Genomic DNA, 21,841 nt, shown 5'->3' with positions numbered 1-21,841 from the left:
CGACTGTTTAAGCCGTCCTTCCCACTACTGATCGAGGATCTTGAGCATGTATAAAGATTATCCAGCGGCCTATGAGGTCAGCAAAGGTTCGGTGTTGCAGGTGGGCAGCGCCTTGGTCGGCATGGTTTGCCTATCGCCAAGGCTGCCTGGGAGAAATAACCGGCGGGTATGGACGCTCAGCGATCCTTGGCGTCCTGGGCGTCCATCTCGGCATTGCGTTCCTGGATGCGCCGACGTTGCTCGTCGGTCAGTTCCACTTTGCTCGCGGTGTCGCGCAACATCATCAGTCCACCGACGATGGAGCCGATGGCGACGACGATGATCAACCAGGCATACCAGGGCATAAGGTTCTCCTTGAGGGGCCGTTTGCGGATGAGTATTTCATCCGCAAAGTAGGCCCTTACCACTTTGAGTCAAAAGATTTCTCAGTGGTTCCATTGTAAGCCCGATCGGCCCGAATAGCCCTTAAAGCCCGGTCAGCATCGTGTCGGCCGGCGCGGCGGCGCGCAGTTGCCCGGTCAGCAGGAAGTAGAGGAAGCCAGCGGCCATGAAGCCCAGGAAGATCATGCCGATCACGGTGTTGAACCAGGCCATCGCGATCAGGCAAACCACAGCCAGCACTAGCGCGATCCCTGGGACAATCGGGTAGCCCGGCGCGCGGAAGCTGCGCTCCAGGTTCGGCTCGGTTTTACGCAGTTTGAACAGGCTCAGCATGCTGATGATGTACATCACGATGGCGCCGAATACCGACATGGTGATCATCGCTGCCGTCAGGCTCATGCCCTGCAGGTTGACCAGGCCATCGCTGTAGATCGCCGCGATACCGATCAGGCCGCCGGCAATGATGGCCCGATGCGGAGTCTGGAAACGTGACAGCTTGGCCAGGTAGGTCGGCAGGTAACCGGCCCGGGCCAGGGCGAAGAACTGCCGCGAGTAGCCGAGGATGATCCCGTGGAAGCTCGCCACCAGGCCGAACAGGCCGATCCACACCAGCATGTGCATCCAGCTGGAGTTGCTACCCACCACCGCTTTCATTGCCTGGGGCAATGGGTCGTTGATGTTCGACAGCTGGCGCCAGTCGCCGACGCCGCCGGCCATCACCATCACGCCGAGGGCCAGGAATACCAGGGTCAGGATGCCGCCGACGTAGGCTTTGGGAATGGTGCGCTTGGGGTCCTTGGCTTCTTCGGCGGCCATGGCTGCGCCTTCGATGGCAAGGAAGAACCAGATTGCAAAGGGAATCGCCGCGAAGATGCCGGGGATCGAGTCGATGCTGAAGGTGCTCGCCCCGGACCAGCCGTTGAGCACGAAATTGCTGAAGCTGAAGCCCGGCGCGACCACACCCATGAACACCAGCAACTCGGCGACCGCGAGCACCGTCACCACCAGTTCGAAGGTGGCGGCGATACTGACACCAAGGATATTCAGGCCCATGAACACCACATAGGCGCCGACGGCGGCGAGGCGCGGGTCGAGGTCCGGGTACTGGACATTGAGGTAGGCACCGATGGCCATGGCGATGGCGGGCGGGGCGAAAACGAATTCGATCAGGGTGGCGATCCCGGCGATCAGGCCGCCACGCTCACCAAAGGCCCGGCGGCTGTAGGCAAAGGGCCCGCCGGCGTGGGGAATCGCGGTAGTGAGTTCAGTGAAGCTGAAGATAAAGCAGGTGTACATGGTCGCCACCAGCAGGGTGGTGACGAGAAAGCCCAGGGTCCCGGCGGTGCCCCAGCCATAGCTCCAGCCAAAATATTCCCCGGAAATCACCAGTCCTACCGCGATTCCCCAAAGATGCAGCGTGCCCAGCGTGGGCTTGAGTTGTGTGTTCATGCGTTTCTCCCTGAACGATTTGGATACTGCTCGTGTCGGGTAATTGCAGTGGACGTGCCAGTCCTCGGGGTCCCGTCGTTATCTGCGAAAAGCTGTCGTATCGAGGACGTTTCGCCGATGTTCGCCTGGGTTTCGACTTGGTTTGGTGCGCAGGCGAGCGTTTATGGCGCATCGGGACTAGATTTACCGATCACCCGGTCCCGGTCCACCCCTGGGTTGCGCTACAATGCGCGCCGATTTCGACTTGCCAGAGAGCCCACCCATGTCCGCCTGCCAGACGCCTATCATCGTCGCCCTGGATTTCCCTTCCCGTGACGCCGCCCTGAAGCTGGCCGATCAATTGGACCCTAAGTTGTGCCGGGTCAAGGTCGGCAAGGAGCTGTTCACCAGCTGCGCGGCGGAAATTGTCGGCACCTTGCGGGACAAGGGCTTCGAGGTGTTCCTCGACCTGAAATTCCACGATATCCCCAACACCACGGCCATGGCGGTCAAGGCGGCGGCGGAGATGGGCGTGTGGATGGTCAATGTGCATTGCTCCGGCGGCCTGCGCATGATGGCGGCGTGCCGTGAGGTGCTGGATCAGCGCAGCGGCCCGCAGCCGTTGTTGATCGGCGTGACCGTGCTGACCAGCATGGAGCGCGAGGACCTGGCCGGGATCGGCCTGGATGTCGACCCGCAGGTGCAGGTATTGCGTCTGGCGGCATTGGCGGAAAAAGCCGGGATGGACGGCCTGGTCTGTTCGGCCCTGGAAGCCACGGCACTCAAGGCGGCCCACCCTGGCCTGCAACTGGTGACCCCGGGGATTCGTCCGGCGGGCAGCGCCCAGGATGATCAACGCCGTATCCTGACCCCGCGTCAGGCCCTGGATGCCGGGTCCGACTACCTGGTGATCGGTCGTCCGATCAGCCAGGCGGCCGATCCGGCCCAGGCGTTGGCGGCGGTGGTGGCCGAGTTGGCGTAAGGCGCGTTTTATTGCGAGCAAGCGGGCCCCTAAATGTAGGAGCGAGCTTGCTCGCGATGGGATCTAGCAGCCAATAAAGCTCGTCAGACCTTCAACACCAACTTGCCGAAATTCTCCCCGCTGAACAGCTTCATCAGCGTCTCCGGAAAGGTCTCCAGGCCTTCGACGATATCTTCCTTGCTCTTGAGCTGGCCCTTGGCGATCCAGCCGGCCATTTCCTGTCCGGCCGCCGTGAATCGACTGGCGTAGTCCATCACCACGAAGCCTTCCATGCGCGCGCGATTGACCAGCAGTGCCAGGTAATTGGCCGGGCCTTTCACCGCTTCCTTGTTGTTGTACTGGCTGATGGCTCCGCAGATCACCACCCGTGCCTTGAAGTTCAGGCGGGTGAGCACTGCGTCGAGAATATCGCCGCCGACGTTATCGAAATATACGTCCACACCTTTCGGACATTCGCGTTTCAGCCCAGCGCCAACGTCCTCGCTCTTGTAGTCGATAGCCCCGTCAAAGCCCAGTTCGTCGATCAGGAACTTGCATTTCTCGGCGCCGCCGGCAATCCCGACCACGCGGCAACCCTTGAGCTTGGCAATCTGCCCGGCGATGCTGCCGACCGCGCCCGCCGCGCCGGAGATCACCACGGTTTCGCCGTCTTTCGGCGTACCGACATCCAGCAAGGCGAAGTAGGCGGTCATGCCGGTCATGCCCAGGGCAGATAGATAGCGCGGCAGCGGGGCCAGTTTCGGATCGACCTTGTAGAAGCCTTTCGGCTCACCGAGGAAATAGTCCTGTACCCCCAGGGCGCCGTTGACATACTCGCCGACGGCAAAGCCCGGGTGATTGGATGCCACGACTTGTCCGACGCCCAGGGCGCGCATCACTTCGCCAATGCCCACCGGCGGGATGTAGGATTTCCCTTCGTTCATCCAGCCGCGCATGGCCGGGTCCAGGGACAGGTATTCGTTCTTGACCAGGATCTGGCCCGCTCCCGGCTCGCCCACCGGCACTTGCTGGTAGGTGAAGGTCTCGCGGGTCGCAGGGCCGACGGGGCGCTTGGCCAGCAGGAATTGGCGGTTGTTCTGGGTGGTCATGGCAGGCACTCGAAGATCAATGAAGCCTTGTTGATAGACCCTCATGGCGCAGACGGCAAGTTTTGCCGGTGAGGCGAATAGGCGGCGATCCACTTCAATGATGAAAGGTCCTGTGAACTTATCACTGCAATGCATAAGCCATTAACCGGGCTTCTGATAGTGCTGCCGCAGTGGCGGGTCCGCTGGCTAGACTGAAGGCACAGCAGCCCTATCGTATTGCATTGAGGACATAACCATGAGCATGACGTTTTCCGGCCAGGTAGCCCTGGTGACTGGCGCGGCGGCCGGCATTGGCCGTGCGACTGCCCAGGCGTTTGCGGCCGAAGGCCTGAAGGTGGTCGTTGCCGACCTCGATGTTGCCGGTGGTGAAGGCACCGTCGAACTGATCCGCGGCGCTGGCGGTGACGCGGTATTCGTGCGCTGCAACGTTACCCAGGAAGCCGATGTGCAGAACCTCATGGCACAGGCCGTGAGTGCCTACGGTCGGATTGATTACGCGTTCAACAACGCCGGTATCGAGATCGAGAAAGGCAAGCTGGCCGACGGCACCCTGGACGAGTTCGACGCGATCATGGGCGTCAACGTCAAAGGCGTCTGGTTGTGCATGAAGTACCAGTTGCCGTTGATGTTGGCCCAGGGCGGCGGCGCCATCGTCAATACCGCTTCGGTGGCGGGCCTGGGCGCGGCACCGAAGATGAGTATCTACGCGGCGTCCAAGCACGCTGTCATCGGCCTGACCAAATCGGCGGCCATCGAGTACGCGAAGAAGAAAATCCGCGTCAATGCCGTCTGCCCTGCGGTGATCGATACCGATATGTTCCGTCGTGCCTATGAGGCCGATCCGAAGAAGGCCGAGTTCGCCGCGGCCATGCATCCGGTCGGGCGCATTGGCAAGGTCGAGGAGATTGCCAGCGCGGTGCTTTATCTGTGCAGTGACGGTGCCGCCTTCACCACCGGCCATGCCCTGGCGGTGGACGGCGGAGCCACCGCAATTTGAGCTGTCGCTCGCTTCGCCCGGAGCCGTAGCCCCTTTGCAAGGAACCCGCCTAATGGCGGGTTTTTTTATGTCCGTTGCTGTTGGAAATACGGTCGGTGCATTCGTCTTGGTGTGTCATCCGGTGTCTCCAGGGCCCGGCGGGCGGGCCTTCCAGGGCGAGGGCGAGAGGCTTTTTGTGCAAGCAAGGCCCCCAGGCTTTTGTGTTTAACTGTTTAACGAGAAATAACAATGGGTTGGAGCGTCAAACAGAATGGATTTGGAAATTGATCGGCAGGCGCTGGTCCCCGTCGTGCAGCAAATCGTCAATGCCGTGATCGAGTGGATTCGCTGTCAGCGCGCGGGCCCGGGGACTCGCCTGCCATCCGTTCGACAGTTGGCCAAGGACAACCTGCTCAGCCAGGCGAATGTCCTCGAAGCCTGCCAACGCCTGGTCGCACAAGGCGTGCTGGCGCCACGCAACGGCTCGGCCTTTATTGTCTCGGATGCCCACGGCGACGCCCGCGACAACGGCGAGTCGCAGTGGTACGAAGGCTTGGAAGCGGAGTGGGGCGCTTTCAGCGAACATCCCCTGGGCGAGCTGAAGTTGGGCTGTGGTTGGGTGCCCGAAAGTTGGCGCGAGAGTGATGACATCGCCTATGCCATTCGCCAGGTCAGCCGTACGCAGATGCATGGGATGTTCAGCTACAGCACGCCCCTGGGTCTATTGGCATTGCGCCAACAGATCCAGAAGCGCCTGACGCAAAAGGGCATCTCCTGCGCACCCGAGCAGATACTGACGACCCACGGCGTCACCCAGGCGCTGGACCTGTTGGTGCGTCACCTGCTCAAGCCGGGTGACTGTGTACTGGTGGAAACGCCGGGTTACGCCAACCTGTACAAGCTGCTTGCGCTGCAGGGGGTCAAGCTGCTTGAGGTGGAGCGGACACATTCCGGGCCGGACATGGAACAACTGTCCAAGCTGTTGCAGCAGTACCGCCCGCGCTGCCTGTTCATCAACAGCCTCTACCACAACCCGACCGGCACCAGCCTGACCCTGGCGGCGGCGACGCAATTGTTGCAACTGGCCCAGGCCCATGACTTCCTGATCGTCGAAGACGGTATCTACAGCGATCTGCAAAGCGGGCCCGGCGTACAGTTGGCCGCGCTGGACAGCGCCCAACGGGTGATCTACGTGGGTGGCTTTTCGAAAACCCTGAGCAGCTCGTTGCGGATCGGTTTTGTCCGCGCCCGGGGCGAACTGATCCAGCGCCTGGCGCAAGTGAAGATGATCACCAGCCTCGGTGCCTCGCGTTTTGCCGAATGTGTGGTCGCCATGCTGCTGGCCAATGGCACCTACCGCAAGTTGGTGCAGCGATTGCGCCAGCGTCTGAACGTCGAGCGGGTCACCACCCTGGACACCCTGGAGAGGGCGGGTTGGGAGGTGTTCGCCGAGCCTGTCGGTGGTATGTTCATCTGGGCCCGCAGCCCGGGTTATCCGCTGGCGCAAGTCCTGGCCCAGGCGCGCAAGCTGGGGGTGCTGCTGGCTCCGGGCGAGGCCTTTATGCCGCAAGGCACAACCAGCGACTGGCTACGGATAAATGTGTCCTATGCTTCGGATCTGCGTGCGCAGAAGCTCTTCCGTTTACTGGGAGGCGCCGAATCGACCTCGACCATTCTGAAAGCGACGCGGATGTAGCTTTTGGCCATTATTCCGGCGCCATAGGCTTGTGCTTTACCCGTCCCGGTTGCCAATCTGCATGAATCTTGAACGGGCGTGTGTACCTTCAGCATTCTAAATCGGGGATTAAGCGCCATGATTTCTGCCGTGCAAGGACGTTTCGCCAACCTCGGTATGGCGAAGAAACTGGGTATCGGGTTTTTCCTGGTATTGCTGCTGACCGGCCTGGTGGCGGCGATCGGTGTCTGGTCCTTGCAAACCATCAGCTTGCGCTTCGATGGACTCAAGCAGATGTCGTCGCTCAACAGCCAACTGCTCAGGGTGCGTTTGCTGGAGCAGGAATACGCACTGCATTCGGACCCCAAGACCGTTGATGCCCTGCATCAGGGCGTTGACGGCCTGTTGGCGCAGGCGCAGGTCCTCAAGACGCAATCGGTGGCCAATGTGCCGGTCATGACCGATGTCGAGCAGGCCCTGGGCGCTTATCGCAAGGCCTTCGATGAATTCGTCGAGTTGACCCAGACCAAGGACCTGGCGCTGGAAATGGCCACTTGGTCGGTGGCCAGCGTGGCCAACAACCTGGATGTGCTGCAGTCCGGCCTGTCCGACGATGGCACCTATGCCCTCAAGGATTCCCAAGGCAAGGACGGCAAGGAGTTTGTCGAGCAGGCCGGCCAGGTCAGCCATGTCTCGCAGTTGATGTTGCAGGCGATGAACGAGGCCCGGGTGCGCCTCGACCAGAGCCGCAAAGGCGATGAAGAGAACGAGAACAAGGGCAAGATCGAGCAGGCCGACCAGGCCTTGGCCCAGGTGGAACAACTCAAGACCGCGGTCAAGGACCCGGGCTACCAGACGGTGCTGACCGAGGTCAGTGGCCACATCGCCAGCTTCGGCGAAAAGTTGACTGAATATACCGGCTTGCTGGAACAGGAGAAAAAGGTCTCCCAGCAGTTGCATGAGCGCGCGGCCCAGGTGACGGAGCGGGTCAACCAGGCTTATGCCGCCGAGGACCAGTCGATGCAGGCCGAGCTGAAGAAGAACTCAATGCTGATCATCGGCTCCTCCGCGCTGGCCTTGCTGGTTGGTCTGGTGGCGGCGTTTGTGATTACCCGCCTGATCGTCGCGCCGCTGCGCAGTGTCATCCTGGTCGCTCAGCAGATTGCCGCTGGTGACCTGACCGGCAAGGTGGAGGTCAAGCGCCGCGACGAAATCGGCCAACTGATGCAGGCCATGCAGCAGATGGGCGCGGGGTTGAGCGGTATCGTCAGCGGCCTGCAGGCGGGGATCGAGCAACTGGCGACTTCGGCGCATTCGTTGTCGGCGGTGACCGAGCAGACCAACCTGGAAGTCAGCACCCAGAAGGAAGAAACCGAACAGGTCGCCACCGCGATGAACCAGATGACGGCCACGGTGCACGATGTCGCCCGCAACGCCGAAGAGGCCGCCCAGGCGGCGCAAACCGCCGACGACAAGGTCGACAGCGGCCAGCAGGTGGTACGTCAGAGCATGCAGCGCATCGAGCAACTGGCGGATTCGGCCAGTTCGGCGAGCCATAGCATCGAAAGCCTCAGCGCGGAAATCCAGAATATCGGCACGGTGCTCGGCGTGATCAAGAGCGTGGCCGAGCAGACCAACCTGCTGGCCCTCAATGCCGCCATCGAGGCGGCCCGCGCCGGCGAGCAGGGCCGTGGTTTTGCCGTGGTGGCCGATGAGGTCCGGGCCCTGGCCAAACGCACCCAGCAATCCACCGAAGAGATCGAACGCCTGGTCAGTGCCTTGCGCACCGCGGCGCAGGCTTCGGTACATCAGATCCAGAGCAGTGGTGAGTTGGTCAAGCTGGCGGTCAGTGATGCATTGCAGACCGAGAGCGCGCTGGGCAGCATCGCTGCGGCGGTGTCGCTGATCCAGCAGATGAACCAGCAGATTGCGGCGGCGGCCGAGGAACAGAGTTCGGTGGCCGAAGAGATCAACCGTAGCGTGACCAGCATTCGCGCCAGTGCCGATCAGTCGGCGCTGGCGATGCAGGGCAACGCGGCGTCAAGCATCGAACTGGCGCAGTTGGGGATGGAATTGAAGGGGATGGTCGGGCATTTCCGGATCTGACTTTTCAGCCCCGGCTGAACTCATTCCTTGTAGGAGCCCGGCTTGCCGGCGATGAGGCCAGCAAGTCTTGCATCCATATTGCCGACGCCATCGCCGGCAAGCCGGGCTCCTACAGGTTTTGTGCGGTCTTCAGGATCTAGGCCTTGCGCCAATTGAGGATCAGCAGCGTCAACACCCCCGCCACAATCCCCCAGAACGCCGAGCCCACCGAAAACAGCGTGAACCCCGACGCCGTCACCATAAAGGTGATCAGTGCCGCTTCCCGCTCCTTGGGCTCGGTCATGGCCAGGTTCAAACCGTTCATGATCGAACCGAACAGGGCCAACGCCGCGATCGACAGCACCAGCTCCTTGGGCAGGGCGGCAAACAGGGCCGCAAGCGTCGCCCCGAAGGTCCCGGCAATCCCGTAGAAAATCCCGCACCAGACGGCGGCCGTGTAGCGCTTGCTCTTGTCCTCATGGGCATGGGGCCCGGTGCAGATGGCCGCGCTGATGGCCGCCAGGTTGATCCCGTGGGAACCGAAGGGCGCCAGCAGCAGCGAGGCGATCCCGGTCACGCTGATCAAGGGCGAGGCCGGCACGTTATAGCCGTCGGCGCGCAGCACGGCGATGCCGGGCATGTTCTGCGAGGTCATGGCCACCACGAACAGCGGAATGCCGATGCTGATGGTCGCGGCCAGGGAGAACGACGGCGTGGTCCACACCGGCGTCGCTACCTCCAGGTGGAAGCCGCTGAAATCCAGCAACCCCAGCAGCCCCGAAAGGGCAGTGCCGACCAGCAGGGCGGCGAGCACGGCATAACGCGGCGACAGGCGCTTGATGATCAGGTAGCTGAAGAACATCCCCAGCACCAGCCCGGTGCGATGCTGCGCGGCGACGAAGATCTCGCTGCCGATCTTGAACAGAATGCCCGCCAGCAACGCCGCCGCCAGTGACGACGGCAGGCGTTTGACCAGCTTCTCGAAACTGCCGGTCAGGCCGCAAATCGTCACCAGCACCGCGCAGGTGATGTAGGCACCGATGGCCTCGCCGTAGGTCACCCCGGACAGGCTGGTGATCAGCAGCGCCGCCCCGGGCGTCGACCAGGCAATGGTGATTGGTGTGCGATAACGCAGGGACAGGCCGATACTGCAAATCGCCATGCCGATGGACAGGGCCCAGATCCACGAAGAGATCTGTCCGCTGCTCAGCCCGGCGGCTTGCCCGGCCTGGAACATCAGCACCAGGGAACTGGTGTAGCCGGTCATCATCGCGATAAAACCGGCGACCACGGCGGAAGGCGAAGTGTCGGCCAATGGGCGCAGGCGTGCCTGGGTCAGGTCGGTCATGGAACGGCATTCCTTGTACAGGGAAAACGGGCGGTAACGCTTTAGGTAGACTAAACGTAAAGGTAACTGCTGATTGCAATACAGCCGGCGCGACAAACAGCCGTACAGTCGTGTTGGCACCCGGCTTTGTGTACAATGTGCCATGCTTTTACGCGCTACTTGTCAGTGACCCGCTGTGCCGTTCGCCAGTCAGGGTCCATTCGCCGCCGTTTCCGATCCGAGTGCCCATGAACGAACAGTTGCAGCCCCTCAAGAAACAACCGCGCGCTGGCAAGGCCGGCCGCACCGGGACCCAGGACGATATCGTCTACGCACATATCTTCGAGGCCATTCTCGAACAACGGCTGGCGCCCGGTACCAAGTTGAGCGAAGAAGCGCTGGGGGAAATTTTCGGGGTCAGTCGCACCATCATTCGCCGTGCCCTGTCGCGCCTGGCCCATGAAGGCGTGGTGTTGTTGCGTCCGAATCGTGGCGCGGTCGTCGCCAGTCCCAGTGTCGAGGAAGCTCGCCAGGTGTTCCTGGCCCGGCGCATGGTGGAGAAGGCGATTACCGAGCTGGCGGTATTGCACGCCACGACCGAGGACCTGGCCCAGTTGCGGCAGATGGTCAACGACGAGCGCGACAGTTTTTCCCGTGGTGATCGTGGGGCGGGCATCCGTCTTTCCGGCGAGTTCCACCTCAAGCTCGCAGAAGCGGCGAAGAATGCCCCGCTGATCAGCTTCCAGCGCAGCCTGGTGTCGCAGACTTCGTTGATCATCGCCCAGTACGAGAGCGGTAATCGCTCCCACTGTTCCTATGATGAACACACCCAGTTGATCGATGCCATCGAGGCGCGGGATGCGGTGTTGGCGGTGGATTTGATGATGCACCACATGGACCATATCGACAGCAAGCTCAACCTCGATGAGGAGAGTGCGTCGGATGACCTGCATGCGGTGTTCTCGCATTTGTTGCTGGCCAAGAAGCCGGGGCGCTCGGGGGCAAAGCTGTAGGGCGGACCTTTGGGACCGTCTTGACCTTAACTCGTAACTGCGGTTGTAGGAGCCGGCTTGCTGGCGATACGAACGGATGGCCGACATCGCCGTCGCCTGAGAGATTGCTATCGCCAGCAAGCCGGCTCCTACAGGTCATCTGTTGTTGATGAGATCGAGTGGCCTTAGCGCTGATGTACCAGATTCCCCGCCGCATAGGTCTGCTTCACCGTCCGGTCATCCCCCAGGGTCATCAGCACGAACAGGGTCTCGGCAATGTTCCTGGCCTGCTTCAGGCGATAACTGAGCAGCGGCGTGGCGTGGTAATCCAGCACCAGGAAGTCAGCGTCGCTGCCCGGCTGCAGGCTGCCGATCCGGTCTTCCAGGCGCAACGCCCGGGCGCCACCCAGGGTCGCCAGATACAGTGACTTGAACGGGCTCAACCGCGCCCCTTGCAGTTGCATCACCTTGTAGGCTTCGTTCAGCGTCTGCAGGATCGAGAAGCTGGTGCCGCCGCCCACGTCCGTGCCCACCCCGACATTCAACTTGTGCTTCTCCGCCATCGGCAGGTTGAACAAGCCGCTGCCGAGGAAGAAGTTCGACGTCGGGCAGAACGCCACCGCCGAACCGGTCTGCGCCAGCCGCGCGCATTCGTCGTCACACAGGTGCACCCCGTGGGCGAACACCGAGCGTTCACCCAGCAGCTTGTAGTGGTCATAGACATCCAGATAGCCCTTGCGCTCCGGGAACAGCTCCTTGACCCATTGCACTTCCTGCAGGTTCTCACTGATGTGGGTCTGCATGTACAGGTCCGGGTATTCGCCCAGCAGTTGGCCGGCCAGGGTCAATTGCTCCGGGGTTGAGGTCGGCGCGAAACGCGGCGTCACCGCATAGTGCAGGCGACCCTTGCCATGCCAGCGTTCGATCAGCGCCTTGCTCTCCAGGTAACCGGACTCGGCGGTGTCGGTCAGGTCGTCCGGCGCGTTGCGGTCCATCATCACCTTGCCGGCGATCATCCGCAGGTCGAGTTTCTCGGCGGCCTCGAAGAACGCCTCCACCGATTGCGGATGCACGCTGCCGAAGACCAGGGCGGTGGTGGTGCCGTTGCGCAGCAACTCCTTGATGAAGATATCCGCGACTTCCTCGGCATGGGCCCGGTCGGCGAACTGGCTTTCGCAGGGAAAGGTGTAGGTGTTCAACCAGTCCAGCAACTGCTCGCCATAGGCACCGACCATGCCGGTTTGCGGCAGGTGGATATGGGTGTCGATAAAGCCCGGAGTGATCAGTGCGTCGGTGTAGTGGATGACTTCAACATCGGCAGGCAGGGTTGGCAGCAATTCGCTGGCCGCGCCGAGGGCACTGATGCGGCCGTTCTCGACCACCAGCAGGCCATCTTCGAAATATTCATAGGACGCCTCGATGCCGACCTCGGCCGGATCGGCGAGGCTGTGCAGGAGGGCGGCGCGGTAGGCAGTGCGGGTAGAAGAAGGCATGGTTTCTCTCAGTTTGTGGCCTGGCTGCGGCGTGAAGCCGGCAGCAGTTTGGCAATAGGTTCGGCGCTCGCGCTGTGCTGGCCGAAATTCGCGTTATAGGTGGCAATGATTTCGCCGGCGATGGAGATGGCGATTTCCACAGGCAGCTTGCCTTTGACTTCGGCCAACCCCAGCGGGCAGCGCATGCGTTGCAGCACGCTGCCCTCGAAACCGCGCTCGCGCAGGCGGTGTTCGAACTTGACCCGTTTGGTCTTCGAGCCGATCAGGCCGAAGTAGGCGAAGTCGTTGCGCTTGAGGATCGCGGCGCTGAGCTCCAGGTCGAGCGGGTGGTTATGGGTCATGACGATGCAGTAGCTGCCGGCGGGCAGGTTGTCGATTTCATCCACCGGCTCTTCACTGACAATCTTGCGCACACCGCTGGGCAGCTGCGCCGGAAATTCCTGTTCACGGGAATCGATCCAGCGCACCCGGCAGGGTAGGCTGGCGAGCAGCGGGACCAGGGCGCGGCCGACATGGCCGGCGCCGAATACCGCGATTTCCGCCTGGACCTGACCCATGGGTTCGAACAACAGCACGGTGACTCCGCCGCAGCACTGGCCGAGGCTAGCGCCCAGGCTGAAACGCTCGAGATGGGTGTTCTGCTGGCCGCGGGCGAGCATGTCCCGGGCGATCTGCATCGCCTTGTATTCCAGGTGACCGCCGCCAATGGTATCGAAGGTGCTGGCGGCGCTGATGACCATTTTCGAACCGGCATTGCGCGGCGTCGAGCCGAGCTCTTCGATGATGGTCACCAGCACGCAGGGTTCACCCTGGTTCTGCAGGTCGGCGAGGGCGCTGATCCAGTAGTTCATAGACACCTCTGTGTCGTCTGTTCGATCGCTATCGCGAGCAAGCTCGCTCCTACAGGTTTTGTGCCGTGCGCGGGCGGCGAGCAGGCATCAGGTTTTGTGTCGGGTGCGGCTGGTAAGCAGGCAGCTTGTGGGAGCCGGCTTGCTGGCGATCCGGGGGCGCAGCGCCCGGTCATGACGACACCGTTTCCCGGCCGGCTACCAACGCCTGTTCCGCTTTGACCCGACGCATCTGTTCACAGCCCCACAACACCCGCTCCGGCGTCGCCGGTGCATCGATCTTCGGCTGAACCCGATAATCCGCCAGGCTCGCCACCGCATCCTTGAGCGCGCACCACACCGCGATCCCGAGCATGAACGGCGGCTCGCCGACGGCCTTGGAATGGAACACCGTGTCTTCCGGGTTCTTGCGGTTCTCCACCAGCTTGACCCGCAGGTCCAGCGGCATGTCGGCCACCGCCGGGATCTTGTAGCTGGCCGGGCCATTGGTCATCAACTTGCCCTTGGCGTTCCACACCAGCTCTTCCATGGTCAGCCAGCCCATGCCCTGGACAAAGCCGCCTTCGACCTGGCCGATATCGATGGCCGGGTTCAGCGAGGCGCCGACATCATGCAGGATGTCGGTGCGCAGCATCTTGTACTCGCCGGTCAGGGTGTCGACGATCACCTCGGCACAGGCCGCGCCATAGGCGAAGTAATAGAACGGCCGACCCCGGGCCTGGCTGCGGTCGTAGTAGATTTTCGGCGTCTTGTAGAAACCGGTACTCGACAACGATACCTGGGCGAAGTACGCCTGCTGAATCAGTGTCTCGAAAGTCAGGATCTGATCCCGTACCCGCACATGGCCGTTGCGGAATTCCACGTCCGCCTCACTGACCTTGTAGTGCCGCGCGGCAAATTCCACCAAGCGCTGCTTGATGATTTCGGCGGCGTTCTGCGCCGCCTTGCCATTCAGGTCGGCACCGCTGGAGGCCGCGGTGGGCGAGGTGTTCGGCACCTTGTCGGTATTGGTGGCGGTAATCTGTACCCGGTCGATTTCCACCTGGAACACTTCGGCCACCACCTGGGCGACCTTGGTGTTCAAGCCCTGGCCCATTTCCGTGCCGCCATGGTTCAGATGGATGCTGCCGTCGGTGTAGACATGCACCAGCGCACCGGCCTGGTTGAGGAAACTGGCAGTGAACGAGATGCCGAATTTCACCGGCGTCAGCGCCAGGCCTTTTTTCAGCACCGGGCTGTGGGCGTTGTAGCGGCGAATGGTTTCCCGGCGCTCGGCGTACTGGCTGCTGGCTTCCAGTTCGGCGGTCATCTCCTCGAGCATATTGTGCTCGACGGTCTGGTAGTAGTGAGTGACGTTGCGCTCGGTCTTGCCGTAATAGTTGGCCTTGCGCACTGCCAGCGGATCGAGGCCCAGGTGCCGGGCGATGCTATCCATCACCTCTTCGATGGCGACCATGCCCTGGGGTCCGCCGAAGCCACGGTAGGCAGTGTTGGAGGCGGTGTGGGTCTTGCAGCGGTGGCCGTTGACGGTGACGTCGCCCAGGTAATAGGCATTGTCGGCATGGAACATCGCCCGGTCGACAATCGACGCCGAGAGGTCCGGTGAACAGCCGCAGTTGCCCGCCAGTTCCAGGTTGATCCCGTGCAGGCGCCCGGTGCTGTCGAAGCCGACGTCGTACTCGATATAGAAGGGGTGGCGCTTGCCGGTCATCAGCATGTCTTCGACCCGGGGCAGGCGCATCTTGGTCGGTTGCCCGGTCAGGCGCGCGACCACCGCGCACAGGCAGGCGGGACTGGCGGCCTGGGTTTCCTTGCCGCCGAAACCGCCGCCCATGCGCCGCATGTCGACCACGATCTTGTTCATCGACACGTCCAGCACCTCGGCCACCAGCTTCTGCACTTCGGTGGGGTTCTGGGTCGAGCAGTAGACAATCATCCCGCCATCTTCGGTGGGCATCACCGAGGAAATCTGGGTTTCCAGGTAGAAGTGTTCCTGCCCGCCGATATGCAGGTTGCCCTGGATTCGCTGTTCGGCAGTGGCCAGGGCTGCGACCGAATCACCGCGTTTGTGGGTATGGCTGTCGAGCACGAAATGGCGTTTGCGCAGGGCCTCGACCACATCCAGGACTGGTTCCAGGTCTTCGTATTCGATAACCGCGGCCATGGCCGCCTGGCGTGCGGTGTCCAGGTCGCGGGCGGCCACGGCCAGCACCGGCTGACCGACGAACTCGACGATATCGATGGCCAGCAACGGGTCGCCCGGCAGCAGCGGGCCGATGTCCTTGAGGCCGGGAATGTCTTCATGGGTAATGGCGATGCGCACACCTTCGAAGGCGTAGCACGGCGCGGTGTCGATGCTGAGGATGCGCGCGTGGGCGCGGTCGGACATCCGGGCATAGACGTGCAACTGGTTGGGGAACTCCAGGCGGTCGTCGATATACACCGCCTCGCCGGACACGTGCTTGTCGGCGCTGTCGTGCTTGACGCTGCGGCCGACGCCGGTGCTCAGGTCCCGGGCGAACAGTTCGGCCATCTCGGCCTGGGTTTTTTCCACGGCGTGAGGGTTAGACATAAGCGGTCACCCGAGTCTCGATGTGCGGTGTTTGCAGCTCGATGAAGTACTTGCGCAACAGGTTGCGGGCACTGAGCAGGCGATATTCCTTGCTGGCGCGGAAGTCCGACAGCGGGGTGAAATCATCGCCCAGCGCCGCGCAGGCACGCTCCAGGCTGTCCTGGTTCCAGGGTTTGCCGACCAGTGCGTGTTCGCAGTTCCTGGCCCGTTTGGGAATCGCCGCCATACCGCCGAAAGCAATCCGTGCCTCGGCAACAACACCGTTTTCGAGGCGCAGGTTGAAGGCCGCACAGACCGCCGAGATATCGTCGTCCAGGCGCTTGGACACCTTGTAGGCGCGGAACTGCCACGCGGGATTGGCCCGGGGCACTATGATGCTTTCGATAAACTCGCAGTCCTGGCGGGCAGTGACCCGGTAATCGATGAAATAGTCCTCCAGCGCCAGGGTGCGGGTGCTGTCGCCCTTGCGCAGGCGCAGCTGTGCGTCCAGCGCGATCAGCAGCGGCGGCGTGTCGCCGATGGGCGAGGCGTTGCCGATATTGCCGCCGAGGGTGCCCTGGTTGCGGATCTGCAGCGAGGCGAAGCGTTGCAGCAGTTCGCCGAAGTCCGGGTACTCGGCCTTGAGGGCTCCATAACAATCGGAGAGCGGGGTGGCCGCGCCGATTTCCAGGTGATCGTCGAAGGTCTCGATGCGCTTGAGTTCGGCCACGTTGCCGACATAGATCATCACCGGCAAGGTGCGGTGGAACTGGGTGACTTCCAGGGCCAGGTCGGTGCCACCGGCCAGCAGCCGGGCTTGCGGATAGGAATCGTAGAGCGCGGCCAGGTCGGCCACGGTCAAAGGCACCAGGCAGCGTTTGTCGCCGCTGTTCAGTTCCGCGGTTTCGCTCGGCGCAATGGCTTTGAGGCGGGCGATGGTTTCGGCTTCGCGGGCATCGAACTGGTCGACCGGCTTGTTACAGCAGGCGCGCTCGGCGGCGGCCAGGATCGGCCGGTAGCCGGTGCAGCGGCAGAGGTTGCCGGCCAGGGCTTCATGGGCCTTGTGGCTGTCCGGTGCAGCGCTGTTCTTTTGCAGGGCGAACAACGACATCACAAAGCCTGGCGTACAGAAACCGCACTGCGAGCCATGGCAGTCGACCATGGCTTGTTGCACGCTGTGCAGCTGGCCCTGATGCTTGAGGTCTTCAACGCTGATCAGTTGCTTGCCGTGCAGCGACGAGACAAAGGTCAGGCAGGAATTGAGGCTGCGGTAGCGGATCTGATCCTGGCCCGAATCATCACAGTGCAACTCGCCGACCACCACGGTGCAGGCGCCGCAGTCGCCGCTGGCGCAGCCTTCCTTGGTACCGGGTTTGCCCAAGTGCTCGCGCAAATACTCGAGTACCGTCAGATTCGGGTCCAGGGCGTGCTCACGACGGAGTTCCTGGTTGAGTAAAAACTGGATCACGGAAGGCCTCGCAGACTCATTATTGTTGTTGACCGATGAGCAGAATCTAGTGATATCTGACTTTTTGGTCAACAAATATCTGACCCAAGGGTCAGGAAAATCTCGCGATTGAAAGCGCAGAGCGCTTTCTCCCAGTCTAGCTGCTGAAATAATTGCTGGATTCGTGCCAAATTCCCCACCGGCAGCCCTGCGCCAGCGGGTATCAAGTGCGCTACACTGCGCCGCTTGCACTGATCGAAGATTTTGAAGGAAAACCATGACGTTCAAGGCGCCGGACAGCCTCGCCGAGCAAATTGCTCACCACCTCGCCGAACGCATCATTCGCGGCGATCTCAAACCCGGAGAGCGCATCCAGGAACAGAAGGTCACGTTAGCGCTCAATGTCAGCCGTGGCTCCGTACGCGAAGCGCTGCTGATTCTCGAGCGCCGCCATCTGATCGCTATCCTGCCCAGGCGCGGTGCCCATGTCACCGAGCTCACCGCGCACAAGGTACAGAGCCTGTGCACCCTGATGAGCGAGTTGTACATCCTGCTGGGCAATGCCGTGGCGCAACGCTGGAAGGAGCAGGCCGACCTCGCGCCGTTCCTGCAATTGCAGCAGCGCCTGAGCGCCAGCTTTGCGCACGAGGATATCCGTACCTTCGTCGAAGACAGCTTCAACGTGATGCGCGCGGCCTTTCCGTTTGCCGACAACCCGTACCTGCAGGAAACCGTCGAGAACCTGCAACCGGCCATGAGTCGTGCCTATTACCTGGCGCTGGAGCGGCGCAAGGCGGAAATGAGCGAGTACCTGAACCTGTTCTCGCAATTGCTGGCTGCCGTCATGGCCCGCGACCTGGCGCTGATCCGCACGGTCCTGGCCAACTACGCCCAGCGTAGCTGCGACATCGTCCTGTCTGCCCTGGCGGTCGACTAAGCGTGCGGCTCAAGTGCATCAAGTTGGCGGGGTTCAAATCCTTCGTCGACCCAACCACGGTGAACTTCCCCAGTAACATGGCGGCGGTGGTCGGTCCCAACGGTTGCGGCAAGTCGAACATCATCGACGCCGTCCGTTGGGTGATGGGCGAGAGCTCGGCGAAGAACCTGCGCGGCGAGTCGATGACCGACGTCATCTTCAACGGCTCCACCAGCCGCAAGCCGGTGAGCCAGGCGAGCATCGAACTGGTGTTCGACAACTCCGACGGGACCCTGATCGGCGAGTACGCCGCCTACGCGGAAATCTCCATCCGCCGCAAGGTCACCCGCGACAGCCAGAACAGCTACTTCCTCAACGGCACCAAATGCCGGCGCCGGGACATTACCGATATCTTCCTCGGTACCGGCCTCGGCCCGCGCAGCTACTCGATCATCGAACAGGGGATGATCTCCAAGCTGATCGAGGCCAAGCCCGAGGACCTGCGCAACTTCATCGAAGAAGCGGCGGGCATCTCCAAGTACAAGGAGCGCCGTCGCGAGACCGAAAACCGCATTCGTCGCACCCATGAAAACCTGGCGCGCCTGACCGACCTGCGTGAAGAGCTGGAGCGTCAACTCGAACGCCTGCACCGTCAGGCCCAGGCAGCCGAGAAATACCAGGAATACAAGGGCGAGGAGCGTCAGCTCAAGGCCCAGCTGTCGGCCCTGCGCTGGCAGGCCTTGAACGAACAGGTCGGCCAGCGCGAAGCGATTATCGGCAACCAGGAAATCAGCTTCGAAGCCCTGGTGGCCGAGCAGCGCAACGCCGATGCGAGCATCGAGCGCCTGCGTGACGGGCACCATGAGCTGTCCGAGCGCTTCAATCTGGTGCAAGGGCGTTTCTATTCGGTCGGCGGCGATATCGCCCGGGTCGAACAGAGCATCCAGCACGGCCAACAGCGTCTGCGCCAGTTGCAGGACGACCTGCGTGAAGCCGAGCGCGCCCGCCTGGAAACCGAATCGCACCTGGGGCACGACCGCACCTTGCTGGCGACCCTCGGGGAAGAGTTGGCCATGCTCGAACCCGAGCAGGAGCTGACCAGCGCCGCCGCCGAAGAAGCCGCCGCCGCGCTGGAAGAATCGGAAACCACCATGCACGGCTGGCAGGAGCAGTGGGACAACTTCAACCTGAGCTCCGCCGAGCCGCAGCGTCAGGCCGAAGTCCAGCAGTCGCGTATCCAGCAGTTGGAAACCAGCATGGAGCGTCTGGCCGAGCGCCAGCGCCGTCTGGCCGAAGAGCGTGCCTTGCTGTCCGCGGACCCGGAAGACGCGGCGATCCTCGAACTCAGCGAGCAGTTGGCCGAGAGCGAGCAGACCCTGGAAGACTTGCAGGCCAGCGAAGAAGGGCAGGTCGAGCGCCTGGAGCAACTGCGCCAGGATTTGCAGCAGGCCATGCAAGACCAGCAACAGGCCCAGGGCGACTTGCAGCGCCTCAACGGCCGCCTGGCCTCCCTGGAAGCCTTGCAGCAGGCGGCGCTCGATCCGGGCACCGGCACGGCCGAGTGGCTGCGTGAACAGCAACTGGCGCAGCATCCGCGTCTGGCCGAAGGTTTGAAGGTCGAGGCGGGTTGGGAGCTGGCGGTGGAAACCGTGCTCGGCGCCGACCTCCAGGCCGTACTCGTGGATGATTTCGCCGGCCTCGACCTGGGCGGTTTCCAGCAGGGCGACCTGCGCCTGCTCAGCCCGGCGGCCGACGGTGCCCGGGTGCCGGGCAGCCTGCTGGAGAAGGTCGAGGCGCAGATCGATCTGTCGCCGTGGCTGGGGCAGGTCAAACCGGTCGAAAGCCTGGAGCAGGCCTTGTCCCTGCGTGGCCAGTTGGCGGCCGGGGAAAGCCTGATCAGCCGCGACGGCTTCTGGGTCGGTCGGCATTTCCTGCGGGTGCGTCGGGCCAGCGAGGCCGAGAGTGGCGTGCTGGCTCGCGGCCAGGAAATCCAGCGCCTGGGCCAGGAGCGTGAAGAGCGCGAAGAAACCCTGGCCAGCCTGGAAACCCGTTTGCAAACCCTGCGCGCCACCCAGCGTCAACAGGAAACCGGGCGCGAACACCTGCGCCGTCTGCTGCAGGATGAAGCCCGCCAGCAAGGTGAGCTCAAGGCCAAGCTGTCCGCCAGCAAGGCCAAGGCCGAGCAGTTGCAGTTACGCCGTACCCGTCTGGATGAAGAGCAGGGTGAACTGGGCGAGCAGCGCGCACAAGAACACGAAGAAGTCGGTGAGGCGCGCCTGCAATTGCAGGAAGCCCTCGACACCATGGCCCTCGATACCGAGCAACGTGAGTTGCTGCTGGCCCAGCGCGACAGTCTGCGCGAGCGCCTCGACCGGGTTCGCCAGGAAGCCCGCCAGCACAAGGACCATGCCCATCAACTGGCGGTGCGTCTTGGCTCCCTCAAGGCCCAGCACGACTCCACCCGTCAGGCCCTTGAGCGCCTGGAGCTGCAGTCCGAGCGCCTGAGCGAAAAACGCGAGCAACTGGGCCTGAACCTGGAAGAGGGCGAGGCGCCGCTGGAAGAGCTGCGCCTCAAGCTCGAAGAGTTGCTCGACAAACGCCTGAGCGTCGATGTCGAACTCAAGACCGCACAGATCGCCCTGGAAGACGCCGACCGCGAACTGCGTGATGCCGAAAAGCGCCGCAGCCAGGCCGAACAACAGTCACAACTGATCCGTGGCCAGCTCGAACAGCAGCGGATGGAATGGCAGGCGCTCAACGTCCGCCGCAAGACCTTGCAGGACCAGTTGCTGGAAGACGGCTACGACCTCCACGGCGTGCTCGCCACCTTGACCGCCGAGGCCAGCGAGAAGGAAGCCGAGGAAGAACTCGAGCGCATCGCCGCACGCATCCAGCGCCTGGGCGCGATCAACCTCGCGGCCATCGACGAATACCAGCAGCAATCCGAGCGCAAACGTTACCTGGATGCCCAGAACGCCGACCTGGTGGAAGCCCTCGATACCCTGGAAAACGTTATTCGCAAGATCGACAAGGAAACCCGTAATCGCTTCAAGGACACCTTCGATCAGATCAACGCCGGGATACAAGCTTTGTTTCCAAAAGTGTTCGGTGGCGGCAGCGCTTACCTGGAACTCACCGGCGATGATTTGCTCGATACCGGGGTCACCATCATGGCGCGGCCCCCGGGTAAGAAGAACAGCACCATCCATTTGCTCTCCGGTGGCGAAAAGGCCCTCACTGCCCTGGCCCTGGTGTTTGCCATCTTCAAATTGAATCCGGCACCGTTTTGTATGCTCGACGAAGTTGACGCACCGCTGGATGACGCTAACGTTGGACGGTATGCCCGGCTTGTCAAAGAGATGTCACAAACGGTGCAGTTCATCTATATCACCCACAACAAGATCGCCATGGAAATGGCCGATCAACTGATGGGGGTGACCATGCATGAGCCGGGTTGCTCACGTCTGGTGGCGGTGGATGTGGAGGAGGCCATGGCCTTGGTGGATGCCTGAGTTGTCCGCCGCTGAGGCAAAGATATTCGGGCCGTGAGGGGATTTCCTTGGGCGTTGTGGGAACTAGCACTCATCCTTGGGGACTTATAAATGCAAGCCTGTACGACAGACGGTGTAAAGTTTTCTTGGGTCGTGTTAAT

The 21,841-nt window shown here is 62.3% G+C and carries 15 protein-coding genes and 1 pseudogene; 8 read left to right on the top strand and 8 right to left on the bottom strand.

Annotated features, from left to right (window positions below; translation table 11 throughout):
* Nucleotides 1-176 precede the first annotated feature (176 nt).
* Complete coding sequence (locus HX866_RS14840; protein WP_177092482.1) at nt 177-344, bottom strand: DUF2897 family protein; 168 nt, start codon at nt 342-344, stop codon at nt 177-179.
* Nucleotides 345-465: 121 nt separating this feature from the next.
* Nucleotides 466-1,830 carry an ethanolamine permease gene (gene eat, locus HX866_RS14835; protein WP_177140040.1) on the bottom strand — a complete coding sequence of 455 codons (1,365 nt, stop codon included), beginning with the start codon at nt 1,828-1,830 and terminating at the stop codon, nt 466-468.
* 262 nt (nt 1,831-2,092) lie between these two features.
* Between eat and pyrF the strand changes: the two genes are divergently transcribed.
* A complete protein-coding gene (pyrF, locus tag HX866_RS14830) occupies nt 2,093-2,791 on the top strand; it encodes an orotidine-5'-phosphate decarboxylase (RefSeq protein WP_164886152.1) in 699 nt (232 codons plus the stop codon).
* 83 nt (nt 2,792-2,874) lie between these two features.
* Here pyrF and HX866_RS14825 read toward each other — a convergent pair whose 3' ends face one another.
* Nucleotides 2,875-3,879 carry an NADP-dependent oxidoreductase gene (locus HX866_RS14825; protein WP_177140039.1) on the bottom strand — a complete coding sequence of 335 codons (1,005 nt, stop codon included), beginning with the start codon at nt 3,877-3,879 and terminating at the stop codon, nt 2,875-2,877.
* 235 nt (nt 3,880-4,114) lie between these two features.
* Between HX866_RS14825 and HX866_RS14820 the strand changes: the two genes are divergently transcribed.
* The 4 genes and pseudogenes from HX866_RS14820 (at nt 4,115) to HX866_RS34790 (ending at nt 8,636) form a co-directional block, all read left to right on the top strand.
* Nucleotides 4,115-4,876, top strand: coding sequence for an SDR family oxidoreductase (locus HX866_RS14820; RefSeq protein WP_177100263.1), 762 nt, complete (start codon nt 4,115-4,117; stop codon nt 4,874-4,876).
* Nucleotides 4,877-5,126: 250 nt separating this feature from the next.
* Entirely contained in the window at nt 5,127-6,551 is a 1,425-nt protein-coding gene (locus HX866_RS14815) for an aminotransferase-like domain-containing protein (RefSeq protein ID WP_177092478.1), read from the top strand.
* Between the two features lie 117 nt (nt 6,552-6,668).
* Nucleotides 6,669-7,775, top strand: a pseudogene (locus tag HX866_RS34795) (HAMP domain-containing protein); the annotation flags it as partial.
* Nucleotides 7,755-8,636, top strand: a complete 882-nt coding sequence (locus HX866_RS34790) for a methyl-accepting chemotaxis protein (protein ID WP_371318796.1) — start codon at nt 7,755-7,757, stop codon at nt 8,634-8,636. The pseudogene HX866_RS34795 and the gene HX866_RS34790, both read left to right, overlap by 21 nt.
* A gap of 136 nt (nt 8,637-8,772) precedes the next feature.
* Here the strand turns inward: HX866_RS34790 and HX866_RS14805 are convergent, their stop codons facing one another.
* Nucleotides 8,773-9,963: a benzoate/H(+) symporter BenE family transporter gene (locus tag HX866_RS14805; protein WP_177092476.1), complete on the bottom strand. Its 1,191-nt coding sequence runs from the start codon at nt 9,961-9,963 to the stop codon at nt 8,773-8,775.
* A gap of 227 nt (nt 9,964-10,190) precedes the next feature.
* On the opposite strand from HX866_RS14805, the gene HX866_RS14800 reads away from it, so the two are divergent.
* Nucleotides 10,191-10,955, top strand: coding sequence for a GntR family transcriptional regulator (locus tag HX866_RS14800; protein ID WP_177140038.1), 765 nt, complete (start codon nt 10,191-10,193; stop codon nt 10,953-10,955).
* A gap of 164 nt (nt 10,956-11,119) precedes the next feature.
* On the opposite strand, the gene guaD is transcribed toward HX866_RS14800, so the two are convergent.
* The 4 genes from guaD to xdhA all read right to left on the bottom strand — a co-directional run bounded on the left by guaD (nt 11,120) and on the right by xdhA (nt 17,294).
* Nucleotides 11,120-12,427: a guanine deaminase gene (gene guaD / locus HX866_RS14795; protein WP_177092474.1), complete on the bottom strand. Its 1,308-nt coding sequence runs from the start codon at nt 12,425-12,427 to the stop codon at nt 11,120-11,122.
* 8 nt (nt 12,428-12,435) lie between these two features.
* Nucleotides 12,436-13,278, bottom strand: a complete 843-nt coding sequence (gene xdhC, locus HX866_RS14790) for a xanthine dehydrogenase accessory protein XdhC (protein ID WP_177125800.1) — start codon at nt 13,276-13,278, stop codon at nt 12,436-12,438.
* A 169-nt stretch (nt 13,279-13,447) separates the two neighbouring features.
* Complete coding sequence (xdhB, locus tag HX866_RS14785; RefSeq protein ID WP_177140037.1) at nt 13,448-15,847, bottom strand: xanthine dehydrogenase molybdopterin binding subunit; 2,400 nt, start codon at nt 15,845-15,847, stop codon at nt 13,448-13,450.
* Nucleotides 15,840-17,294, bottom strand: coding sequence for a xanthine dehydrogenase small subunit (gene xdhA / locus HX866_RS14780; protein ID WP_177140036.1), 1,455 nt, complete (start codon nt 17,292-17,294; stop codon nt 15,840-15,842). The genes xdhB and xdhA overlap by 8 nt, the downstream gene beginning before the upstream one ends.
* Before the next feature lie 256 nt (nt 17,295-17,550).
* Here xdhA and HX866_RS14775 point away from each other — a divergent pair, with 256 nt between their 5' ends.
* Both HX866_RS14775 and smc read left to right on the top strand, forming a co-directional pair.
* Nucleotides 17,551-18,210 (top strand): GntR family transcriptional regulator, encoded by a 660-nt coding sequence (locus tag HX866_RS14775; protein ID WP_177092470.1) that lies wholly within the window; start codon nt 17,551-17,553, stop codon nt 18,208-18,210.
* 2 nt (nt 18,211-18,212) lie between these two features.
* Entirely contained in the window at nt 18,213-21,701 is a 3,489-nt protein-coding gene (gene smc, locus HX866_RS14770) for a chromosome segregation protein SMC (RefSeq protein WP_177140035.1), read from the top strand.
* Nucleotides 21,702-21,841: the final 140 nt, after the last annotated feature.

It is taken from the genome of Pseudomonas gingeri (assembly GCF_013386165.1).
Classification (GTDB): domain Bacteria; phylum Pseudomonadota; class Gammaproteobacteria; order Pseudomonadales; family Pseudomonadaceae; genus Aquipseudomonas; species Aquipseudomonas gingeri_C.
Note: the sequence above shows the minus strand (reverse complement) of the source record. Positions and strands in the feature narration are given on the sequence as shown.